We start from the raw sequence: 22,117 nt of genomic DNA, 5'->3' as shown, positions 1-22,117 counted from the left end.
CATGACCACCACAGCTGAACCCAACACGGCGCAGGGCGCTCGTCCGAGCACTCTGCCGCCTCGACAGGCCGCGCTCCTGTCCTCCACGCGTGTGGAGCAGAAGGGCAACGTCCTCGTCAAGTGGATCACGTCCACCGACCACAAGACGATCGGGTACATGTACCTGATCTCTTCGGTGCTGTTCTTCCTGCTGGGCGGTGTGATGGCGCTGATCATCCGCGCCGAGCTGTTCGCTCCCGGCATGCAGATCGTGCCCACGAAGGAGCAGTACAACCAGCTGTTCACGATGCACGGCACGATCATGCTGCTGATGTTCGCGACGCCGCTGTTCGCGGGCTTCGCGAACGCCATTCTGCCGCTGCAGATCGGTGCACCCGATGTCGCGTTCCCGCGTCTGAACGCCTTCGCGTTCTGGCTCTTCAGCTTCGGCTCGATCATGGCGGTCGCCGGCTTCCTCACCCCGCAGGGTGCGGCGTCGTTCGGTTGGTTCGCATATCAGCCGCTGGCCAACGCCTCGTTCTCACCAGGTGTTGGTGGCAATCTCTGGATGCTCGGGCTCGGTATGTCCGGTTTCGGCACGATCCTCGGTGCGGTGAACTTCATCACCACGATCATCACGATGCGTGCCCCGGGCATGACCATGTGGCGCATGCCGATCTTCTCGTGGAACACGCTGGTGACGAGCCTGCTGATCCTGATGGCGTTCCCCGTCCTTGCAGCAGCGATGTTCGCGGCTGCTGCCGACCGCATCCTGGGCGCACACACCTATGACGTCGCCAACGGCGGTGTGCTTCTGTGGCAGCACCTGTTCTGGTTCTTCGGACACCCTGAGGTGTACATCATCGCGCTGCCGTTCTTCGGCATCGTCTCCGAGATCTTCCCGGTCTTCAGCCGCAAGCCGATCTTCGGTTACAAGACGCTCGTGTACGCGACCATCGCGATCGCCGCGCTGTCCGTGTCGGTGTGGGCGCACCACATGTACGTCACCGGTGGTGTACTGCTGCCGTTCTTCGCACTGATGACGATGCTCATCGCCGTGCCGACGGGTGTGAAGATCTTCAACTGGATCGGAACCATGTGGCGAGGGTCGCTGACCTTCGAGACCCCGATGGTGTTCTCGCTCGGCTTCCTGGTGTCGTTCGTCTTCGGTGGTCTCACCGGTGTCATCCTGGCCGCGCCGCCGTTGGACTTCCACCTCAGTGACTCGTACTTCGTCGTCGCGCACTTCCACTACGTCGTGTTCGGTACGGTCGTGTTCGCCATGTTCGCCGGCTTCTACTTCTGGTGGCCGAAGTGGACCGGACGCATGCTCAACGAGCGCCTCGGCTACATCCACTTCTGGATGCTGTTCATCGGCTTCCACATGACCTTCCTCATCCAGCACTGGCTGGGCGTCGACGGCATGCCGCGTCGTTACGCCGACTACTCGACGTACGACAACTGGGAGTGGGGCAACCAGGTCTCCACGATCGGTGCCATCATCCTCGGTGCCTCGATGCTGCCGTTCTTCCTGAACGTCTGGATCACGGCTCGCAAGGCGCCCAAGGTGACGGTCGATGACCCGTGGGGTTACGGCGCGTCGCTCGAGTGGGCCACGTCGTGCCCGCCGCCGCGACACAACTTCACGTCGATCCCGCGCATCCGTAGCGAGCGTCCCGCGTTCGACCTGAACCACCCCGAGGCAGCCGAGCACCCCGTCGCGGCGCCGGCCGCCGCAGCAGGAGAGGCCAAGTAGCACATGCGTAGCAATATCGTCCTCTGGTGGATCATCACCGTGTTCTTCGTGATCGCGGCAGCGGTCTACACCGCGTGGAGCCTGCTGGACCCGTTCCACGGCTACATCGAGTGGGTCGGCACCGTCGCCCTGCTGTTCGTTGCCTTCATGGGCGCCATGATCGCGATCTACCTTCGCAAGACCTATCGTGCACAGGGCGGCGAGCTGCCCGAGGATGTGCTCACCTCGGACATCGACGACGGTGACCCCGAAGTCGGCGAGTTCGCACCGTGGTCCTGGTGGCCCCTGGTGCTCGCCGGTTCTGCGACCGTCTTCCTGACGGGGCTCGCGGTCGGTCACTTCCTGCTCCCGATCGGTGTGGCGCTCTTCCTGATCGCAATCGTCGGCTGGGTGTACGAGTTCTACCGCGGCAACTTCGCCCGCTGATACCACAGCGCGTAGAGATCTGACAGAAGGCCCCCTGGTTCGCCAGGGGGCCTTCTGCGTGCATAGGTGCTCACTCTTCGCCGACTGGTTCGAACACGGTCGGTGCCCTGCCTTCGACGACGGAACCATCCCCGTTGCAGAGCTCAAAGGCGTCCTCCAGTTCATACACGGGCTCATGCCAGATCGAGGTGAGTTCGACGGAGTCTGCCCCGTCGTGCTCAGCAGCAACTGGTCCTGGGCGACGCGCTCAGTGGCACCAGTGGCGACGTCGACGAGCAGGGACTGTCTCGCGCCGTCGGGCACGACGCGCTTCGCGCCGCGGCTGAGAAACGCAGTCTCCGGATGTGGCGTTCCATCGGCGGTATCCGCCTCTCCGAGAGGAACCCGCCACGCGACGTCACCGCTTGCTACGTCGACGCCGATCAGATCGACATCGAGGTCCTCGTACTCGTCGCGCACCACCTCCGTCCCGTCCCAGTGCAGCGTCCGGGTTCCTGCGCGGAACCGGCACAACGTTGCGACGCCGTCGTGGCTCTGGAAGCCGAGATCGGCGACGAAGCCGCAGGAGTCCGCATTGAGCGACCACTCAGTGGCGCCGGACGTGCGACCGAGCCTGACGAAGCGCGCTGTACGACACACGGCTGCTGAAGGCGGTTCCGCCTTCGAAGAAGCCGGCATCCGTCACCTTGGGCGCACGGAACGTTTGATCCGTCACCGAGTACTCATGGACGCGATCGTTCTCCGTGTCGGTTTCGGTTTCAAGGACGCCCGTGATGCAGAAGCGGTCGGCGTCGGACCCGCGCACGACCGGACGGTGCGCCCAGACGCCCGTCGACGCGACCTCTGGCGCGAGCGAGTGCCTGTGCGCACGTCCAAGATCTCGACACGTGACCACTCGTCGACTGCCACGGTCGGTCGCCAGGGGACGAGGGCAGGCACCTGCCAGCCGTCCTCGGTGTCCAAAGCCGCGACCTGATGCTGCTGGCCACGCAGATTGCGTCCCGGGAACGTGACGCGCTCCCACAGGAGTGTCCCGTCGCTGAAGTCCCAGGAATTGAGGGTCTGCGTACCGGCGTCAGTCGCGGCATGTTGACCCTAGCCAGTGCTAGTGGGGGGCTGTGCATCCCTGTGGATGACCGCGCTCGGCAGAAACGCAGAAGGTCCCGTCCAAAACTGGACGGGACCTTCTGCGTGGGGGAGGGGAGCGTTACTCGCCGTCCTCCGACTTCTTCTTGCGCGGCTTCTTGACCGGATCGGTCGCGATCACCGAGCTGGGCGTGTTCGGCGTCTCACCGATCGAGGTGTCGGCCGGAGCGATCTGGTCCTCAGAGACACCGGCACGTTCGTGTGCACCGGCGATCTCTTCGGCTTCGAGCTCTTCGTTGTGTGCCAGCGTGTGGTGCTGGTGCGCGTCGGCCTCTTCGATCTGTGCCTGCGTGAGCGGCATCAGACGGTCCTCGAAGAACCAGCGCGAAAGCGCCGAACGCAGGTTCTGCGTCCACGGGATGCGGCCCTTCTCGTTGGGGCGAACCACGAGCGGTTCGTACACCTCGTAGTCGATGAGCTTCCAGCGGTCGTACACGTCGACGGGCTGGTGCACTTCGACGTACTCGCCACCGGGGAGGCGGACGATACGACCCGACTCATAGCCGTGCAGGACGATCTCACGGTCCTTCTTCTGCAGCGCGATGCAGATGCGCTTGGTGATGAAGTACCCGAGCACCGGACCGACGAACAGCATCGCCTGGAGCGAGTGGATGACACCCTCCATGGTGAGCATGAAGTGCGTGGCGATGAGGTCGGACGAAGCCGCTGCCCACATGACCGCGTAGAAGATGACGCCGGCGGCGCCGATAGCAGTGCGGGTGGGGGCGTTGCGGGGACGGTCTGCGATGTGGTGCTCGCGCTTGTCGCCCGTGACCCACGCCTCGATGAAGGGGTAGATCGCGACGAGCACGATGAACAGACCGAGGACTGCGACCGGCACCAGGATTCCGAACGACCAGGTGCGGTCGAGGAACACGACGTCCATGTTCGGCGGGGCGAGGCGGAGGGCGCCGTCGGCGAAGCCGATGTACCAGTCCGGCTGCGTACCTGCCGAGATCGGGGAGGGGTCGTAGGGGCCGTAATCCCAGAACGGGAGGATCTGGAAGAACGAAGCGATCAGCACGATCACACCGAAGACGATGAAGAAGAAGCCACCCATCTTCGACATGTAGACGGGCATCATCGGGTAGCCGACGACGTTGTCGTTCGTGCGGCCGGGGCCGGCGAACTGGGTGTGCTTGTTGATCACCATGAGCATCAGGTGGACGACGAGCAGACCGATCAGCAGCAGCGGCAGCAGCAGGATGTGCAGCGTGTAGAGGCGTCCGACGATGTCGTGACCCGGGAACTCACCACCGAAGAGCAGGAACGAGGTCCAGGTTCCGATGAGCGGGATGCCCTTGATCATGCCGTCGATGATCCGCAGACCGTTGCCCGAGAGCAGGTCGTCGGGCAGCGAGTAGCCGGTGAAGCCCTCGGCGAGAGCGAGGATGAACAGCACGAAGCCGATCACCCAGTTGAGCTCGCGGGGCTTGCGGAACGCACCCGTGAAGAACACGCGGAGCATGTGGATACCGATGCCGGCGATGAAGACCAGCGCTGCCCAGTGGTGGATCTGGCGCACGAGCAGGCCACCGCGGACGTCCCAGGAGATGTGCAGCGCCGATTCGAACGCCGCCGACATCTCCAGACCGCGCATCGGCACGTACGCACCGGTGTAGTGCGTGGGCACCATGGATGCCTGGAAGAAGAACGTCAGGAACGTTCCAGACAGGAACACAGCCACGAACGCCCACAGAGCGATCTCGCCGAGCATGAATGACCAGTGGTCGGGGAAGATCTTGCGACCGAGCTCCTTGACCATGCCCGAAAGGCTGGTGCGCTCGTCGATGTAGTTCGCCGTCGCGCCGACGAAGCGGCCACCGAGCGGCTTCTTCTGCTGCGTGGTGTCCTCTTTATTCAGAGTTGCGGTACTCAATGACGCTCCCAGAAGCTCGGGCCGACGGGTTCGGTGAAGTCGCGCTGAGCGATGAGGTAGCCCTCATCGTCGACGGCGATGGGCAGCTGCGGCAGCGGTCGGGCAGCAGGTCCGAAGATGACCTTGGCCTGATCGGTGACGTCGAACTGCGACTGGTGGCAGGGGCACAGCAGGTGGTGCGTCTGCTGCTCGTAGAGAGCCACGGGGCAACCGACGTGCGTGCAGACCTTGGAGTACGCGACGATGCCGTCGTACGACCAGTCCTTGCGCTCTTCGGTCTCGATGAGCTGCTCGGGGCGCAGACGCATGAGCAGGACGATCGCCTTCGCCTTCTCTTCGAGGTATCCGCTGCTGTGGTCGAGCTGCTTGAGCGGCTCGGGGATGACGTGGAACGCCGAGCCGACGGTGACGTCCGCAGCGCGGATGGGGGTGCCCTCAGGATCGCGGGCAAGGCGCATACCGGACTCCCACATGGTGTGGCTGAGCAGGTAGACCGGGTCTCCGGCGTGCGGCTTCTCGGGGGTGTTGTGCGGCGCGAGTCCGCGGAAGAGGGTGATGCCCGGGACGACAGAGGCGACCACGGCGACGATCAGCGAGTTGCGGATCATCTTGCGGCGGCCGAAACCTGAGTCCTGGTCGGCCTCGGCGAACACCTGAACCGCAGCTTCACGCGTCGTGTCGCGACCGCGGGTCGGGTGGCGGTGCTCGATGTACTCCTTGTCGGACATCAGCGCCTTCGACCAGTGGATCGCGCCGATACCGATGGCCAGCAGCGCCAGCGCGATGCCGATGCCGATGTACATGTTGTTCTGCCGGATGTCGATCGGCATGCCGCTCTCGATCGGGAACAGCATGTACGCGGCGACAGCCCAGATGCTGCCCGCGAGCGACAGGTAGAAGAGCGTGTAGACCGTACGCTCCGCCGTCTTCTCGATCCGCGGGTCCTTGTCGGTCATCCGCTCACGGTGTGGTGGCAGCCCCGGGTTCTCCGCAGGATCGCTGACTGCGACGCCCAGCCCCGGTGAGGGCTGGTAGGCCCTGTCCAGAGCCTGCGTGTCGTCGTCGTTTGCCATGGTGCTCCTCGTACGTAGCTGTTCTATGAAAGTGCGTCAGTTGGACTTCGCCGTGATCCACACGGTGAGGGCGACGAGCGCGCCGATGCCGAAGATCCAGATGAACAGACCCTCGGAGACCGGACCCAGCGAGCCCAGCGTGAAGCCGCCGATCTGCACTGCTTCCTGCTGCCACACGAGGGCGGCGATGATGTCGCGCTTGTCCTCGGAGCTGAGGTTCATGTCTCCGAAGACCGGCATGTTCTGCGGGCCGGTGACCATCGCCGCGTAGACGTGCAGTGCACTGGTCGAGGTCAGCGCCGGGGCGTACTTGCCCTCGGTGAGTGCGCCACCGGCGGCGGCGACGTTGTGGCACATCGCGCAGTTGATGCGGAACAGCTCAGCACCGTGCGTGATGTCGACCTCGTCTTGGGCGTTGGCGGGGTTCGCCTCACCGCTGGTTACCCAGTCCTCGGGGTAGCCGGGGCCGGGGGCAACCGACTGCACGTAGGCGGCCATTGCGCGGATCTGCGCGTCAGTGAACTGCGCGGGCTTCTGCGGGGCCTGCGGTCCCTGCATCTGCAGGGGCATACGGCCCGTCGCGACCTGGAACTCAACGGAGAGCTCGCCGACGCCGACCAGGCTCGGCCCCTCGGGCGTACCCTCCAGGTCCATGCCGTGGCAGGTGGCGCAGTTGGCCGTGAACAGCTTCTCGCCGTCCTCGACGGTGAGCTCGGTTGCGACGCTGCTGTGCGCGTCGGCCGGGGCGGCCATCGCTGCGGACGCGCCTGCGTAAGCGCCTCCGGTCAGCAACAGGCCGGCGCCGATGAGCGCGGCTGCTGCGAGGGGGCTACGACGACCGCGGGAGCGGTGCTTCTTCTCTCGTGCCATTTCGAAAAATCGCTCCGCTCTTATTTCAGGAAGTAGATGACGAAGAACAGGGCCACCCAGACGACGTCGACGAAGTGCCAGTAGTACGACACGACGATCGAGGAGGTCGCCTCCTTGTGGCCGAAGTTCTTGACGGCGTAGGCGCGTCCGATGACGAGGACGAAGGCAACGAGGCCACCCGTGACGTGGAGAGCGTGGAAGCCGGTGGTGAGGTAGAAGGCCGCGGCGTAGGAGTCAGCCGAGATCGGCAGGCCGTGGGCGACGAGCTGGGCGTACTCCCAGACCTGGCCGCTCACGAAGATCGCGCCGAGGGCGAAGGTGAGCCAGAACCACTCGACCATTCCCCAGCCGAAGAGGCGGCGGCGGCCAGCCGCGTTGAGCTGTCCCTTGCCGATGCGGTACGGCTGCAGGTCCTCGGCTGCGAACACGCCCATCTGGCAGGTGAACGACGACGCGACGAGGATCGCGGTGTTCACGGCTGCGAAGGTCACGTTCAACAGACCGGTCTGCTCCGCCCACAGATCGGGGGAGGTGCTACGGAGGGTGAAGTAGATCGCGAAAAGTCCCGCGAAGAACATCACCTCGCTGCCGAGCCACACGATGGTGCCGACAGCGACCGGATTGGGGCGCTTGATGGTTCTTGCCGCCGGGGCATACGTCGCTGAGGTGGTCACCCGTCCATTATGGCCGATTCTTCGTCGTGATTCTTGCACCACACTTGCCCGAGTCGCTGGCGGGACACTTAGGGGAACCTAAGAACAACCTGCGAATCTTCCTCGGAACCCTGGGAATCTCCCAGGTGGCGCGCTAGTCCCCGGCGCGGGAAGGTTCGCACATCGTTGTCATCTCGAATCGGCATCTTTCCGCACCCCGTAGGATCGCTGGCATGGTTGATTCCCTCACCTGGCCTGATCTGCTCACTGCGCTCCTGGAACGGCGGGATCTGAGTGTATGGGAGTCGACCTGGGCGATGCGTCAGGTGATGCGCGGCGACGTGTCCGACGCGCAGCTCGCGGGCTTCCTGATCGCCCTTCGCGCGAAGGGCGAGACGATCGACGAGGTCGTCGGGTTCCGCGACGCGATCCTCGAGGCAGCTGTGCCGCTGCCGGTGTCGTCAGACGTCCTCGACATCGTCGGTACCGGAGGCGACCGGTTCGGAACAGTCAACGTCTCCACGACCGCGGCGATCATCATCGGCGCTATGGGGATTCCCGTGGTCAAGCACGGCAATCGCGCTGCCAGCTCGTCGTCGGGTTCATCCGATGTGCTGTCGGCACTCGGTCTGGACATCTCGCTTGACCCGCAGCGCGTCGCTCGGGTGCTCGACAGCACCGGGATCACCTTCGCGTGGGCCGCCGCGTTCCACCCGGGGTTCAAGCATGCGGCGAGTGCGCGATCCGAGCTCGCGGTTCCCACGGTGTTCAACATGCTCGGCCCGCTCTGCAATCCCGCCCGAGCCGAGGCCAACGCGGTCGGCGTCGCGCAATTGGATCGGGTTCCGCTCATCACGGGCGTCTTCCGCACACGCGGCGCCACGGCACTGGTGTTCCGTGGTGACGACGGGCTCGATGAATTGACCACGACGGGTCACAGCCGTATCTGGGAGGTCGCTCGCGGCGACACGCACGAGCATGATCTCGACCCTCGCGATCTCGGCATCCCGCTGGCCGATATCGCTGATCTGCTTGGCGGCACGCCCGCGCACAACGCGCAGGTGCTGCGGCGCACGCTAGCCGGTGAACCGGGCGCGGTGCGTGACATCGTGCTGCTGAACGCGGCGGCCGGTGTGGTCGCGTACGAGCTCTCCCACGACTCGACGCTCACCCAGGTTCCGATCGTCGAGCGTCTGCGTGACGCGTATGCCAGGGTGGCGGACGTTGTTGACGACGGACGCGCGGCTGCGAAGCTGGAAGACTGGGTGCGCGCGACGAACGAGCCGATCGCCTCCTGATGTAGTGCGCCATGGACGCCGTCGACGCGCTGATCGAGATCGCCGCTCTGCTGGAACGGGAGCGCGCGTCGCGGTACCGCGCGAAAGCCTTTCGGCAGGCGGCGGCCGTTCTCGCTGCGTTGCCCGAGCAGACGCGGTGGGATGCGGATGCGTTACGTGCGCAGAGGGGGATCGGCGCGTCGACCTTCGAGGTGATTCAGCAGGCGCAGCGGGGCGGCGTCCCCGACTACCTGATCCAGTTGCGTGCTTCCGTGAGCCCCGAACGTGAATCCGAGCTGCGCGGACGGCTACGCGGTGATCTGCATAGTCACACCGAGTGGTCTGACGGGACGACGCCGATCGAGTCGATGGTCTCCGCGGCCGCAGCGCTGGGACATCGCTATCTGGCGATCACGGACCATTCACCTCGGCTGCGGGTCGCTCGTGGCCTGTCGGCGGAGCGCCTTCGCGAGCAGATTCCGCTGGTGCGGGAGCAGTCGACGCCCGACCTCACGGTGCTCGCGGGCATCGAGGTCGACATTCTTGACGACGGCTCGCTCGATCAGAACCCGTCGCTGCTCGCCGAGCTGGACATCGTCGTGGCCTCCGCGCACTCGAAGCTGCGGATGCCCGCGGACGCGATGACGCGTCGGCTGGTGGCGGCGGTGGGCGATTCGGTGGTGAACGTGCTGGGGCACTGCACCGGGCGTCTTGTTCAGGGGGAGCGGGGCACGCGTCCGCCGTCGTCCTTCGATGCCAGAGCGGTTTTCGCTGCGTGTGCCGAGAACGGTGTGGCTGTCGAGATCAATTCGCGTCCCGAGCGCCAGGACCCGCCGGATGAGCTGATCGGTGTGGCGATGGCGGAGGGATGCCTGTTCGCGATCGATTCGGACGCGCACGCGCCGGGCCAGCTCTCGCTGCTGGACCATGGGGCGCAAAGAGCCGAGGCGGCAGGCGTGCCTGCAGAGCGGATCGTGACGACTTGGGGTGTCGAGCGCCTGCGCGCCTGGGCGCGCGGCTGACGGTGGGGCGGGCGGCCCCGATCAGGCGGTGGCGATCGCAGCCAGAGCGCGTTCCATCGACCCGCCGAGGTTCCACTGCTCGGCGAAGGCGCGGGCAGCATCCGCCCTCGCATCATCCAACGCGCGCAACGGGACATCGGGGGCAGCGATGTCGAGGTCGGTGGCGACGCGCACGACGTCCGGGGCGACGTCGAGATACGCGGCTGCCGCCGCGAAGCGAGCGGATGCCGCCGCGCTGAGCTTGCCATCGGCAACAGCGGCGCGGATGCCGGCCAGGTCGGAGTGCGCCTGCAGCAGTGACGCCGCGGTCTTCTCTCCGACGCCCTTCACGCCCGGGAGCCCGTCGGAGGCATCGCCGCGCAGAGTGGCGAAGTCCGCGTACTGACTCGGAAGCACGCCGTACTTGGCGACGACGGTCGCATCGGTCACGACCTCGAGATTGCTCATGCCGCGAGCTGTGTAGATCACGCGCACGTCTCGTGCGTCGTCGACGAGCTGGAACAGGTCGCGATCGCCGGTGACGATGTCGACGGGCATGGTCGCGCGGCTCGCGAGCGTACCGATCACGTCGTCCGCCTCGTGCTCTGCTGCGCCGATGATCGGAATTCCCAGTGCGCTGAGCGCCTCGCGGATGAGGGGGATCTGCTGCTCGAGGGGATCGGGAACCTCTTCGACATCCGTGCCGGACGACACGGCCTCGACCACGCGGTGCGCCTTATAGCTCGGGATCAGGTCGACGCGCCATTGCGGGCGCCAGTCGTCATCCCAGCAGGCGATGACCTGTGCGGGGTGGTAGAGCGTGACGAGTTTGGCGACGATGTCGAGCAATCCTCGCGTCGCGTTCACGGAGGTGCCGTCCGGAGCCTTGACCTTGTCGGGGACTCCGAAGAACGCCCGGAAGTACAGCGAGGCCGTGTCGAGAAGCATCAGTCGCTGGGTCACCGCTCCAGCCTAGAACAGGGGGAGCGCGGCGCGCCCGGCTTCTGATAATCTGAAGTGTCACTCGTGGGGTGCGCCTGCGTGCCCGCGTGACATCGCAATCCACATCCAACCGCATCGTGAGCATATCGGCTTGCCGGCTCCCGACGCCCGATCTTCCATTCACAAGGACAACCCACTACATGACTAGCGCAACGACCGCCCCGGCCACCAAGCAGGTCGCGATCAACGACATCGGATCTGCCGAGGACTTCCTGGCCGCGGTCGAGAAGACCATCAAGTCTTTCAACGACGGCGACATCATCGAGGGCACGATCGTCAAGATCGACCGCGATGAGGTTCTGCTCGACGTCGGCTTCAAGACCGAGGGCGTCATCCCCTCCCGCGAGCTCTCCATCAAGCACGACGTCGACCCCAACGAGGTCGTCGCCGTCGGCGACCAGGTCGAGGCCCTCGTTCTCCAGAAGGAGGACAAGGAAGGCCGTCTGATCCTCTCCAAGAAGCGTGCGCAGTACGAGCGCGCCTGGGGCGACGTCGAGAAGATCAAGGAGAACGACGGCGTCGTCACCGGCACCGTCATCGAGGTCGTCAAGGGCGGCCTCATCGTTGACATCGGCCTCCGTGGCTTCCTCCCGGCATCGCTCATCGAGCTGCGCCGCGTCCGCGACCTCACGCCGTACCTGGGTCAGGAGATCGAGGCCAAGATCCTCGAGCTCGACAAGAACCGCAACAACGTGGTGCTGAGCCGCCGCGCTCTGCTGGAGCAGACGCAGTCGGAGTCGCGCACGACGTTCCTCAACAACCTGCACAAGGGTCAGGTTCGCAAGGGTGTCGTCTCGTCGATCGTCAACTTCGGTGCGTTCGTCGACCTCGGCGGCGTCGACGGTCTGGTGCACGTCTCGGAGCTGTCCTGGAAGCACATCGAGCACGCTTCCGAGGTTGTCGAGGTCGGCCAGGAGGTCACCGTCGAGATCCTCGAGGTCGACCTGGACCGCGAGCGCGTCTCGCTGTCGCTGAAGGCGACGCAGGAGGACCCGTGGCAGGTCTTCGCCCGCACGCACGCGATCGGTCAGATCGCACCGGGCAAGGTCACCAAGCTGGTTCCGTTCGGTGCGTTCGTCCGCGTCGCAGACGGCATCGAGGGCCTCGTGCACATCTCGGAGCTCTCCAGCAAGCACGTCGAGCTGGCTGAGCAGGTCGTGTCGGTCGGCGAAGAGGTCTTCGTCAAGGTCATCGACATCGACCTCGAGCGTCGCCGCATCTCGCTGTCGCTCAAGCAGGCCAACGAATCGGTCGACCCGCACGGCACCGAGTTCGACCCGGCTCTGTACGGCATGCTCGCCGAGTACGACGAGAACGGCGAGTACAAGTACCCGGAGGGCTTCGACGCCGAGACCGGGGCGTGGAAGGACGGCTTCGACGCCCAGCGCGAGGCATGGGAGCAGGAGTACGCTGCAGCCCAGGCTCGCTGGGAGGCGCACAAGGCCGCCGTCCTCAAGGCTGCCGAAGAAGAGGCCGCTGCAGGCGACGACTTCGGTGCTGCGCAGTCGTTCACGAGCGACTCCGGCGCCGGCACCCTCGCCGACGACGAGGCTCTCGCCGCTCTGCGCGAGAAGCTCTCGGGTGGCAACAGCTGAGCATCCGCTCCGTGAGCAACGGGCCGTCACCTCGCCTTCGGGCGGGTGGCGGCCCGTTCCGCGTTCCGGGACGCGCGTCCCGCCACCGGCGTGGGACACTGGGCGGATGCCACTCATCGCCCTGACCGGAGGCATCGCCTCAGGCAAGTCGACCATCGCCCGCCGTTTGGCCGAGCACGGTGCCGTCATCGTCGACGCAGACCAGATCGTGCGCGACGTGCAGACACCCGGTTCCCCGGTGCTTGCTGCCATCGTCACGGAGTTCGGGTCGGGGGTGATCGAGCACGATGGCGCGCTGGATCGTGCGGCGCTGGGCGAGCGCGTCTTCGGCGATGACGAGGCGCTGGCCCGGTTGAACAGCATCGTGCACCCCGCGGTGCGTGAAGAGTCCGCGCGTCGCTTCGCCGCCGCTTTTGCTGCCGATCCGGAGTCTGTCGTGGTCTACGACGTGCCTTTGCTGGTCGAGGCCCGTGTCGATGACCCGTGGGACCTGATCGTGCTGGCGGACGCGCCCGCCGAGCTGCGGATCCGGCGTCTGATCGAGTTGCGCGGAATGGCTGAGGAAGCGGCCCGCGCTCGTGTCGCAGCGCAGGTGCCGGATGCCGCCAGGCGCGCGATCGCCGATATCGTCGTGGACACGTCGGTGTCGCTGGAGGAGACCCGGCGTCAGACGGACGACGTCTGGGCACGCCTTGCCATCCACGAGCCGCGAGGTCGGTAGAAGGGGCATCACCTGGCGAGTGCACAGGTAGCAGGCTGACCTCCGGCACGGATGTCGGTCGCTCCTCGTAGGCTTGAGGGATGCAACCCACGCGCAGTGTCCGCCCCTTCGAGGTCGTCAGCGAGTACATGCCCGCCGGCGATCAGCCGCAGGCCATCGCTGACCTCGCCGCGCGCATCAATGCCGGCGAGACCGATGTGGTCCTGCTCGGCGCGACGGGAACGGGAAAGTCGGCAACGACCGCCTGGCTCATCGAACAGGTGCAGCGGCCGACGCTGGTGATGGCGCACAACAAGACGCTCGCCGCGCAGCTGGCCAACGAGTTCCGAGAACTCATGCCGCACAACGCCATCGAGTACTTCGTCAGCTACTACGACTACTACCAGCCCGAGGCCTACGTGCCGCAGACCGACACCTTCATCGAAAAGGACTCGTCGATCAACGCGGAGGTCGAGCGGCTGCGGCACTCGACGACGAACTCGCTGCTCAGCCGCCGAGACGTCGTGGTCGTGTCGACGGTGTCGTGCATCTACGGCCTCGGTGCGCCCGAGGAGTATCTGCGAGCCATGGTGGCGCTGCAAGTAGGGGAGCGCTACGACCGCGACGCGTTGATCCGTCAGTTCATCTCGATGCAGTACAACCGCAACGACGTCGACTTCTCGCGAGGCAACTTCCGGGTACGCGGCGACACGATCGAGATCATCCCGGTGTACGAAGAGCACGCGATCCGCATCGAGTTGTTCGGAGACGAGATCGAGGCGCTCTACTCGTTGCATCCGCTCACCGGCGATGTCATCGCCAAGCTCGACGCCGTGCCGATCTTCCCCGCTTCGCACTATGTGGCCGGTACGGATGTCGTTCAGCGTGCCATCGGCACGATCGAGGCCGAACTCGAGCAGCGGCTGGCCGAGCTCGAGCGGCAGGGCAAGTTGCTCGAAGCCCAGCGACTGCGCATGCGCACCACTTTCGACATTGAGATGCTGCAGCAGCTGGGATTCTGCAGCGGGATCGAGAACTACTCCCGGCATCTCGATGGGCGGGAGGCGGGGGAGCCCCCGCACACACTGCTCGACTTCTTCCCCGATGACTTCCTGCTCGTCATCGACGAGTCGCACGTGACCGTGCCGCAGATCGGAGCGATGTACGAAGGAGACGCCTCGCGCAAGCGCACGCTCGTCGAGCACGGCTTCCGGTTGCCCAGTGCCATGGACAACCGCCCATTGCGGTTCGACGAGTTCAAGAACCGGGTCGGGCAGACCGTGTACCTGTCGGCTACGCCGGGCAAGTACGAGATGGGGATCGCCGACGGCGTGGTCGAGCAGATCATCCGACCCACCGGGCTGGTCGACCCCGAGATCATCGTCAAGCCCTCCAAGGGGCAGATCGATGATCTTCTCGAAGAGATCCGGACGCGTGTCGAGCGGGATGAACGCGTACTCGTCACCACGCTGACAAAGAAGATGGCCGAGGAATTGACGGACTTCCTCGGTGAGCACGGTGTCCGCGTGCGCTACCTGCACTCGGACGTCGACACGTTGCGCAGAGTCGAACTGCTCACCGAGCTGCGGGCCGGCGTCTACGATGTGCTCGTCGGGATCAACCTGTTGCGCGAGGGCCTCGACCTGCCCGAGGTGTCGTTGGTGGCGATCCTGGACGCCGACAAAGAGGGCTTCCTGCGGTCGGGTACCTCGCTCATCCAGACCATCGGGCGCGCGGCGCGCAACGTGTCGGGTCAGGTGCACATGTACGCCGACAACATGACCGACTCGATGCGCAACGCCATCGACGAGACCGAGCGCCGTCGCGAGAAGCAGATCGCCTACAACAAGGCCAACGGAATCGACCCGCAGCCGCTGCGCAAGCGCATCGCCGACATCACCGAAGTGCTCGCGCGTGAGGCCGCCGATACGGCGGACATGCGCGCGGGGCGGGGCAAGGGCAACAAGAGCGGCAAGGGCAAGTCGCCCACACCGAACCTGCGCCGCGAGGGGATCGCGGCCGAGGGCGCGATGCAGCTCGAGGAGACGATCGCCGATCTCTCGGACCAGATGCTCGCCGCTGCCGCAGAACTGAAGTTCGAGCTCGCAGCACGGCTCCGCGACGAAGTGCAGGACCTCAAGAAGGAGCTACGGGCCATGGAGCGCGCGGGCCACGCGTAGTCGTCCCCGTCAGGGGCAGTGCATCAGAGGCTTGGGCCCGCTGCGGTCGATCTCGTGCTTGTTCATCGGGTTGCCGCACAGCGGGCATCCGCGCTCTGCGCGTTCCTCTGCACTGGGCGGCGGGGTCGCCTCATACGGGCCGACCGACGCGGGGCCCGCGAAGCGGATCAGGTTCGTGTTGAACCATGCGTAAAGACCGCCCGCCTCGCGGATGCGGGTGCGCAACGGGACGTGGGTGGGATCCTCAGCCATGTTCCTTAGTGTACTAATGATTAGGGTTCCTCGTATCATCGGAGAATGACCAGCGATGATGAACTGCTGCGGCTGGAGAACCAGCTGTGCTTCGCGATGGTGACGGCGGCACGCAACGTCGTGGCGATCTACCGTCCGATTCTTGAGCCGCTCGGGCTTACGCACCCGCAGTACCTCGTGATGCTCGCGCTGTGGGAGAGCTCGCCGCGCTCGCTTAACGAACTCGCCCATGCGCTGGCACTGGAGCCCGCCAGTGCGTCGCCGCTCGTCAAGCGCCTGGAGAAGGACGGGCTCGTGCAGCGAACGCGCAGTGCGGCGGACGAGCGTCGCCTCGACATCGGCCTGACCGAGGAGGGGCGCGCTCTGCGCGAGCGTGCGGTGGAGGTTCCGCGCGCCGTCATGGCGCAGGTCGGCGCCGATATCCCGACGGTCACCGCTCTGCGGGACGCGCTGCGCCCGTTCGCCGGTCCGGCTCCGACCAGCCGCTGATCCGCACCCGAGCGCCGCCATGTCGGTGGCCGCTCCTAGACTTGTCTGGTGCCCATCGTTCCTGTCGTCCCATCCACGAAACTCAGCGTCCGCGGTGCCCGCGTGCACAACCTCAAGGACGTCGATCTCGACATCCCGCGCGACGCACTCGTCGTCTTCACCGGGCTGTCCGGCTCCGGCAAGTCGAGCCTTGCGTTCGACACGATCTTCGCCGAGGGACAGCGCCGCTACGTCGAGTCGCTGAGCGCGTACGCGCGTCAGTTCCTCGGTCAGGTGGATCGCCCGGACGTCGACTTCATCGAGGGGCTCAGCCCGGCGGTGTCGATCGACCAGAAGTCGACGAACCGCAACCCGCGTTCGACGGTCGGCACGATCACCGAGATTCACGACTACATGCGCCTGCTGTGGGCGCGCATCGGCATCCCGCACTGCCCCGAGTGCGGGGAGCGCATCCAGCGGCAGACGGTGCAGCAGATCGCCGATCAGCTCATGGAGTTGCCCGAGCGCACGCGCTACCAGATCGTCGCGCCCGTCGTCACGCAGAAGAAGGGGGAGTTCGTCGACCTCTTCAAAGAGCTCGGTGCCAAGGGGTACTCCCGCGCGATCGTGGACGGCGAACTGATCCAGCTCGCCGAGCCCCCCAAGCTCAAGAAGAGCTACAAGCACGACATCGCTGTTGTCGTGGACCGGCTGGTGGCATCCGGCGACATCCTGGGGCGGGTCACCGATTCGGTCGAGACGGCGCTCGGTCTGGCCGGCGGTATCGTGCGGATCAACTTCGTCGATGAGGAGGGCGATGCCGCGTGGCAGTCCTTCTCTGAGAAGCTGGCCTGTCCGAACGCGCACCCGATCACCCTGACCGAGATCGAGCCGCGCACGTTCTCGTTCAACGCGCCGTTCGGTGCCTGCCCGGCCTGCACCGGACTCGGCACCCGAATGTCGGTCGACGTCGACCTGATGCTCGGTGACGAGGAGCTGTCGATCCGTGAGGGCGTGATCCTGCCGTGGACGACGCAGGGCAAGGGCCTGTTCCAGTACTACGAGCGTCTGCTCGACGGACTCGCTACCGACCTCGATTTCTCGCTCGACACCCCGTGGAACCAACTGCACTCCGAGGTGCGCGAAGCCGTGCTGCGCGGCGACAACTACAAGGTGAGCGTCAAGTGGAAGAACCGCTACGGCCGTGAGATGCGGTACACCTCAGGATTCGAAGGCGTCGTGCCGTACATCGAACGGCAGTACATGCAGGCGGAGTCCGACACGCAGCGCGCACGGTGGGGGGAGTACCTGCGCGAGGTGCCGTGCCCGGTCTGTGACGGGGCGCGTCTGAAGCCCGAGGTGCTCGCAGTCAAGGTGCACGGGCACTCGATCGCCGAGGTGTCGTCGCTGAGCCTGGCCGATGCCAGCACGTTCATGCACACCCTGGAGCTCACCGACCGTGAGGCACGGATCGCCGCGCAGGTGCTGCGTGAGATCCGACTCCGATTGGACTTCCTGCTGCAGGTGGGTCTCGCGTATCTCAACCTCGGGCGCTCTGCCGGGTCGCTGTCGGGTGGCGAAGCGCAGCGCATCCGCCTCGCCACTCAGATCGGCTCCGGACTCACCGGCGTGCTCTACGTGCTCGATGAGCCCTCGATCGGCCTGCATCAGCGCGACAATCGTCGACTGATCGAGACGCTCCTCAAACTGCGTGATCTGGGCAACACCCTGATCGTCGTCGAGCACGACGAAGAGACGATCGAAGCCGCCGACTGGGTTGTCGACATCGGACCAGGGGCCGGCGTCAACGGGGGAGCGGTCGTCCACTCCGGCCCGTACTCGTCGCTGCTCGAAGAGGACGAGTCGATGACGGGTGACTACCTCGCAGGTCGTCGCGAGATCGCCGTGCCGGCGAAGCGTCGCAAGATCGACAAGAAGCGGATGCTGAGTGTCGTCGGCGCGAGGGCGAACAACCTCAAGAACGTCACGGCCGACTTCCCGCTCGGCGTGCTCACTGCGGTGACCGGTGTGAGCGGGTCGGGCAAGTCCTCGCTGGTCAACGACATCCTCTACCAGGTGCTTGCCGGACGGCTGAACGGCGCGCGCACCGTACCGGGCAAGCACACCCGGGTCACGGGCCTCGACAACCTCGACAAGGTCGTGCACGTCGATCAAGCACCGATCGGACGCACTCCGCGATCGAACCCGGCGACATACACCGGCGTGTTCGACCGCATCCGCACGCTGTTCAGCGAAACCCCCGAGGCCAAGGTGCGCGGATACCTGCCCGGAAGGTTCAGCTTCAATGTCAAGGGTGGGCGCTGCGATGCCTGCTCGGGTGACGGCACGATCAAGATCGAGATGAACTTCCTGCCCGACGTGTACGTGGACTGCGAGGTGTGTCACGGCAAGCGCTACAACCGCGACACGTTGGCCGTTCACTATAAGGGCAAGAACATCGCCGAGGTGCTCGAGATGCCGATCGCTGAGGCGGCCGAGTTCTTCGAGCCGATCCAGGCGATCCACCGCTACATGAAGACGCTTGTCGATGTCGGTCTCGGGTACGTGCGGCTCGGGCAGGCGGCAACGACCCTGTCCGGCGGCGAGGCGCAGCGCGTCAAGCTCGCCACCGAGCTTCAGCGACGCAGCAACGGCCGCAGCATCTACGTGCTCGATGAGCCGACCACCGGTCTGCACTTCGAAGACGTGCGCAAGTTGCTCGAGGTGTTGGGTGGACTGGTCGACAAGGGCAATACCGTGATCGTGATCGAGCACAATCTCGATGTCATCAAGTCGGCTGACTGGGTGATCGACCTCGGGCCGGAGGGCGGCTCGGGTGGCGGCCAGATCATCGCCACCGGAACCCCTGAACAGGTCGCGCGCGTCGACGAGAGCCACACCGGCCAGTTCCTCGCCGAGATCCTCACCCCGGGGGCGAGCGGATCCGGCGTGCGCAAGGCGGGCTGATGGCCGACGTCCTGCCCTACAAGCCGCGGGCGGGCGAGATCCCGACCGATCCCGGGGTCTACCGATTCCGCGATGCGGAGGGGCGTGTGCTCTACGTCGGTAAGGCGAAGAACCTGCGCCAGCGCCTGTCGAACTACTTCGCGCCGCTGCACACGTTGCATGAGCGCACTCGGCGGATGGTGACGACGGCCGCATCGGTCGAGTGGACGGTCGTCGCCACCGACGTCGACTCGCTGCAGCTGGAGTACATGTGGATCAAAGAGTTCGATCCGCCGTTCAACGTGCGGTACCGGGATGACAAGTCGTACCCGTTCATGGCGGTGACGCTCGCCGATGAGGCGCCGCGCGTGATGGTCACGCGCAACCGGCGCATCCCCGGGGCTCGCTACTTCGGCCCCTACCCGAAGGTGTGGGCGGTGCACGAGACCATCGATCTGATGGTCAAGGTGTTCCCGATCCGTACGTGCAGCGATGCGAGCTACCGGCGCGCGATGCAGACCGGCCGCCCGTGCTTTCCCGGGCAGATCGGCAAGTGCGGCGGCCCCTGCTCGATGACGGTGACGATCGACGAGCACCGCGCCATGGTCGACGACTTCGTCGCCTTCATGGCGGGTGGTGACGAGCGCTTCACGCGCGATCTGACCAAGCGGATGCTGGCGGCCTCGGCCGCGATGGACTACGAGGCGGCTGCGAAGTACCGTGACAAGCTCTCGGCCATCGAGGCTGTACTCAGCAAGAGCGCGCTGGTGCTGCCCAGCGATGAGGACGCTGATCTGCTCGGCATCGCCGAGGACGAGCTCTCGGCGGCCGTGCATCACTTCGTCATCCGTGGCGGACGCGTGCGCGGCGTGCATTCGCTCACGGTCGACAAGGAACTCGACATCGGCGGAGGCGAACTGGTCGACCAGGTGCTGCAACGGGTCTACGGCGAGTCGAGCGACATCCCGCGTCGTGTTCTCGTCCCGGAGCTGCCCGACGATGCTGCTGAGCTTGAGCAGTGGCTGCGTCAGCGGCGCGGTCGTCGGGTGGAGTTGGCAGTTGCCCGGCGAGGACAGCGAGCCGATCTGATGCGTACCGCAACGCTCAACGCCCAGCAGGCGCTGTTGCGCCACAAGACGCGCCGCACCAGCGATTATGTCGCGCGCACGCAGGCGCTCACTGACTTGCAGGAGGCGCTCGGCATGGACGAGGCGCCGCTGCGCATCGAGTGCTTCGACATCTCGCATCTGGGCGGAACCAATGTCGTCGCCTCGATGGTGGTCTTCGAGGATGGGTTGCCGCGCAAGGACCAGTACCGGTCGTTCAACATCGCTGAGACCACCGACGACACGGATTCGATGTACCAGGTGCTCATGCGGCGCCTGGCCCGCGTCGAGAACGGTGCTCCGGCCGACGACGCAGGCATAGGCGATCCGCCGGCCGCCGGGGAACGCCCTAAGCCGCGCTTCGCCTACCGGCCGCAGCTGCTCGTCGTGGACGGCGGCAAGCCACAGGTGCAGGCCGCGGCGCGCGCACTGCGCGACAGCGGGCGCGCCGAGATCGCGGTGTGCGGCATCGCCAAGCGTCTGGAGGAGATCTGGATCCCCGACGATGACTTCCCCGTCATCCTGCCGCGCACGAGCGAGGCACTGTACCTGATCCAACGGCTGCGTGACGAAGCGCACCGATTCGCGATCACGCACCAGCGGCGTCGACGCCGGCGCGACATCCAATCGGTGCTGAGCGAGGTCCCCGGTCTCGGTGCGGCGCGGATCAAGGCGCTGCTCACTCACTTCGGGTCGGTCGCGAAGCTGAAGGGTGCCGCACCCGAGCAGATCCAGGAGGTGTCGGGGATCGGGCCTTCGCTCGCGGCAGCCATCCACGCACACCTCGGCGGCGAAGCCGGCGCCGGAGTGGATAGGCTGGAATCCAGCGATCAGGAAACCGGAGCATGATGGCCGAACCAGCCGACCAGGCCCAGCAGGAGGGCGAGTTCCTCATCGTTACCGGCATGTCCGGTGCGGGGCGCACGACCGCAGCCAACGCACTCGAGGATCTCGGCTGGTACGTCGTGGACAACCTCCCGCCGCAGATCCTGCGGCCCTTGCTCGAGCTCACAGACATGGGCGCGGGGAACCTGCCCAAGATCGCCGCTGTCGTGGACGTGCGCGGGCCTGGCCTCTTCGATGATTTCCCCGACGTCGCTCGTGCGCTGCAGGGGCGCGGCAGCGTGAAGGTGCTGTATCTGGATGCGTCCGACGACGTCCTGGTGCGCCGATTCGAATCGGTGCGCCGTCCGCACCCGTTGCAGAGCGACGGCACGCTGCTTGACGGCATCCGCGCCGAGCGTGCACGACTCGCGCCCATCCGTGAGTCGGCCGACCTGCTGATCGACACCTCGGCGCTCAACATCCACCAGCTCGCCACCCAGGTCTCGGAGATGTTCTCGGAGGAGGGCGCTGCGCGCCACCGCGTCACCCTGCTGAGCTTCGGGTTCAAGTACGGACTGCCCACCGACGTCGACCATGTCGCCGACATGCGTTTTCTGCCCAATCCCTTCTGGCAGGAGGAATTGCGCGCGTTCACGGGCAAGGACGCCGACGTGCGCGACTACGTGCTGTCCCGGCCGGGCGCCGCGGAGTTCCTCGACGCCTATACGCAGACGCTCCGGCCGGTGCTCGAGGGGTACCAGCGTGAGAACAAGAGCCATTCGACGATCGCGATCGGCTGCACGGGCGGAAAGCACCGGTCCGTGGCGATGGCCGAGGAACTCGCACGTCGGCTCGCGGATACGCCTGGCGTCGCCGTGAACGTGCGACACCGCGATCTTGGTCGGGAGTAGCGAGTCTCCGGCTGAAGGTCGCACAGTGTTCGGACGCGCGGCCTTGTAAGCTTGTCCTTTGCGTCGGCGATC

The 22,117-nt window shown here is 65.8% G+C and carries 18 protein-coding genes; 11 read left to right on the top strand and 7 right to left on the bottom strand.

What is annotated here, in order from left to right:
• Position 1 precedes the first annotated feature (1 nt).
• Together ctaD and JF543_RS10785 are read left to right on the top strand one after the other, a co-directional pair.
• Positions 2–1,735, top strand: a complete 1,734-nt coding sequence (gene ctaD / locus JF543_RS10790; RefSeq protein WP_179410550.1) for an aa3-type cytochrome oxidase subunit I — start codon at positions 2–4, stop codon at positions 1,733–1,735.
• 3 nt (positions 1,736–1,738) lie between these two features.
• Positions 1,739–2,161 (top strand): cytochrome c oxidase subunit 4, encoded by a 423-nt coding sequence (locus tag JF543_RS10785; RefSeq protein ID WP_179410551.1) that lies wholly within the window; start codon positions 1,739–1,741, stop codon positions 2,159–2,161.
• Between the two features lie 586 nt (positions 2,162–2,747).
• Here the strand turns inward: JF543_RS10785 and JF543_RS10780 are convergent.
• The 5 genes from JF543_RS10780 to ctaE form a co-directional block, all read right to left on the bottom strand.
• Positions 2,748–2,966: a hypothetical protein gene (locus tag JF543_RS10780; protein ID WP_206824044.1), complete on the bottom strand. Its 219-nt coding sequence runs from the start codon at positions 2,964–2,966 to the stop codon at positions 2,748–2,750.
• Positions 2,967–3,368: 402 nt separating this feature from the next.
• Positions 3,369–5,186, bottom strand: coding sequence for a cytochrome bc1 complex cytochrome b subunit (gene qcrB, locus JF543_RS10775; protein WP_206549600.1), 1,818 nt, complete (start codon positions 5,184–5,186; stop codon positions 3,369–3,371).
• Positions 5,183–6,259, bottom strand: a complete 1,077-nt coding sequence (gene qcrA, locus JF543_RS10770) for a cytochrome bc1 complex Rieske iron-sulfur subunit (RefSeq protein ID WP_179410554.1) — start codon at positions 6,257–6,259, stop codon at positions 5,183–5,185. The genes qcrB and qcrA overlap by 4 nt, the downstream gene beginning before the upstream one ends.
• 36 nt (positions 6,260–6,295) lie before the next feature.
• Positions 6,296–7,129, bottom strand: a complete 834-nt coding sequence (qcrC, locus tag JF543_RS10765) for a cytochrome bc1 complex diheme cytochrome c subunit (RefSeq protein WP_179410555.1) — start codon at positions 7,127–7,129, stop codon at positions 6,296–6,298.
• Positions 7,130–7,149: 20 nt separating this feature from the next.
• Positions 7,150–7,803, bottom strand: coding sequence for an aa3-type cytochrome oxidase subunit III (ctaE, locus tag JF543_RS10760; RefSeq protein ID WP_179410556.1), 654 nt, complete (start codon positions 7,801–7,803; stop codon positions 7,150–7,152).
• Between the two features lie 212 nt (positions 7,804–8,015).
• On the opposite strand from ctaE, the gene trpD reads away from it, so the two are divergent.
• Positions 8,016–9,080 (top strand): anthranilate phosphoribosyltransferase, encoded by a 1,065-nt coding sequence (gene trpD / locus JF543_RS10755; RefSeq protein WP_206824042.1) that lies wholly within the window; start codon positions 8,016–8,018, stop codon positions 9,078–9,080.
• An 11-nt stretch (positions 9,081–9,091) separates the two neighbouring features.
• Complete coding sequence (locus JF543_RS10750) at positions 9,092–10,081, top strand: PHP domain-containing protein (protein ID WP_206549602.1); 990 nt, start codon at positions 9,092–9,094, stop codon at positions 10,079–10,081.
• Between the two features lie 21 nt (positions 10,082–10,102).
• Here the strand turns inward: JF543_RS10750 and JF543_RS10745 are convergent, their stop codons facing one another.
• Positions 10,103–11,023 (bottom strand): 5'-3' exonuclease H3TH domain-containing protein, encoded by a 921-nt coding sequence (locus JF543_RS10745; RefSeq protein WP_206824040.1) that lies wholly within the window; start codon positions 11,021–11,023, stop codon positions 10,103–10,105.
• Positions 11,024–11,202: 179 nt separating this feature from the next.
• On the opposite strand from JF543_RS10745, the gene rpsA reads away from it, so the two are divergent.
• The 3 genes from rpsA to uvrB all read left to right on the top strand — a co-directional run bounded on the left by rpsA (position 11,203) and on the right by uvrB (position 15,537).
• Positions 11,203–12,657 carry a 30S ribosomal protein S1 gene (gene rpsA, locus JF543_RS10740; protein WP_179410560.1) on the top strand — a complete coding sequence of 485 codons (1,455 nt, stop codon included), beginning with the start codon at positions 11,203–11,205 and terminating at the stop codon, positions 12,655–12,657.
• 106 nt (positions 12,658–12,763) lie between these two features.
• Positions 12,764–13,378 (top strand): dephospho-CoA kinase, encoded by a 615-nt coding sequence (gene coaE, locus JF543_RS10735; protein ID WP_206824038.1) that lies wholly within the window; start codon positions 12,764–12,766, stop codon positions 13,376–13,378.
• Positions 13,379–13,458: 80 nt separating this feature from the next.
• Positions 13,459–15,537: an excinuclease ABC subunit UvrB gene (gene uvrB, locus JF543_RS10730; RefSeq protein ID WP_179410562.1), complete on the top strand. Its 2,079-nt coding sequence runs from the start codon at positions 13,459–13,461 to the stop codon at positions 15,535–15,537.
• A gap of 9 nt (positions 15,538–15,546) precedes the next feature.
• Here the strand turns inward: uvrB and JF543_RS10725 are convergent, their stop codons facing one another.
• On the bottom strand, positions 15,547–15,789 hold the full coding sequence (locus tag JF543_RS10725) for a hypothetical protein (RefSeq protein ID WP_179410563.1): 243 nt from the start codon (positions 15,787–15,789) through the stop codon (positions 15,547–15,549).
• Positions 15,790–15,834: 45 nt separating this feature from the next.
• On the opposite strand from JF543_RS10725, the gene JF543_RS10720 reads away from it, so the two are divergent.
• From JF543_RS10720 to rapZ, 4 genes are read left to right on the top strand one after another with little or no spacing between them, the layout of a single operon-like run.
• The gene (locus tag JF543_RS10720; RefSeq protein ID WP_179410564.1) at positions 15,835–16,278 is read left to right on the top strand and encodes a MarR family winged helix-turn-helix transcriptional regulator; all 444 of its coding nucleotides are present in this window, start codon (positions 15,835–15,837) and stop codon (positions 16,276–16,278) included.
• 48 nt (positions 16,279–16,326) lie between these two features.
• Complete coding sequence (gene uvrA / locus JF543_RS10715) at positions 16,327–19,224, top strand: excinuclease ABC subunit UvrA (RefSeq protein WP_179410565.1); 2,898 nt, start codon at positions 16,327–16,329, stop codon at positions 19,222–19,224.
• A complete protein-coding gene (gene uvrC, locus JF543_RS10710) occupies positions 19,224–21,158 on the top strand; it encodes an excinuclease ABC subunit UvrC (protein ID WP_206824036.1) in 1,935 nt (644 codons plus the stop codon). The genes uvrA and uvrC overlap by 1 nt, the downstream gene beginning before the upstream one ends.
• A complete protein-coding gene (gene rapZ / locus JF543_RS10705; protein ID WP_206821632.1) occupies positions 21,158–22,045 on the top strand; it encodes an RNase adapter RapZ in 888 nt (295 codons plus the stop codon). The genes uvrC and rapZ overlap by 1 nt, the downstream gene beginning before the upstream one ends.
• Positions 22,046–22,117: the final 72 nt, after the last annotated feature.

The sequence above is a fragment of the Microbacterium esteraromaticum genome (assembly GCF_017303215.1).
Taxonomy (GTDB): Bacteria; Actinomycetota; Actinomycetes; order Actinomycetales; family Microbacteriaceae; genus Microbacterium; species Microbacterium esteraromaticum_C.
The sequence above is the reverse complement of the archived record's forward strand: the minus strand, read 5'-3'. Positions and strand labels throughout refer to the sequence as shown.

Bases quoted from the DNA above. Each gene is read 5' to 3' on its own strand.
- rapZ (WP_206821632.1), top strand. From the start codon at position 21,158: ATGGCCGAACCAGCCGACCAGGCCCAGCAGGAGGGCGAGTTCCTCATC.
- trpD (WP_206824042.1), top strand. From the start codon at position 8,016: ATGGTTGATTCCCTCACCTGGCCTGATCTGCTCACTGCGCTCCTGGAA.
- qcrA (WP_179410554.1), bottom strand. From the start codon at position 6,259: ATGGCAAACGACGACGACACGCAGGCTCTGGACAGGGCCTACCAGCCC.
- uvrC (WP_206824036.1), top strand. From the start codon at position 19,224: ATGGCCGACGTCCTGCCCTACAAGCCGCGGGCGGGCGAGATCCCGACC.
- coaE (WP_206824038.1), top strand. From the start codon at position 12,764: ATGCCACTCATCGCCCTGACCGGAGGCATCGCCTCAGGCAAGTCGACC.
- uvrB (WP_179410562.1), top strand. From the start codon at position 13,459: ATGCAACCCACGCGCAGTGTCCGCCCCTTCGAGGTCGTCAGCGAGTAC.
- rpsA (WP_179410560.1), top strand. From the start codon at position 11,203: ATGACTAGCGCAACGACCGCCCCGGCCACCAAGCAGGTCGCGATCAAC.
- qcrC (WP_179410555.1), bottom strand. From the start codon at position 7,129: ATGGCACGAGAGAAGAAGCACCGCTCCCGCGGTCGTCGTAGCCCCCTC.
- JF543_RS10750 (WP_206549602.1), top strand. From the start codon at position 9,092: ATGGACGCCGTCGACGCGCTGATCGAGATCGCCGCTCTGCTGGAACGG.
- JF543_RS10720 (WP_179410564.1), top strand. From the start codon at position 15,835: ATGACCAGCGATGATGAACTGCTGCGGCTGGAGAACCAGCTGTGCTTC.
- JF543_RS10785 (WP_179410551.1), top strand. From the start codon at position 1,739: ATGCGTAGCAATATCGTCCTCTGGTGGATCATCACCGTGTTCTTCGTG.
- ctaD (WP_179410550.1), top strand. From the start codon at position 2: ATGACCACCACAGCTGAACCCAACACGGCGCAGGGCGCTCGTCCGAGC.
- JF543_RS10725 (WP_179410563.1), bottom strand. From the start codon at position 15,789: ATGGCTGAGGATCCCACCCACGTCCCGTTGCGCACCCGCATCCGCGAG.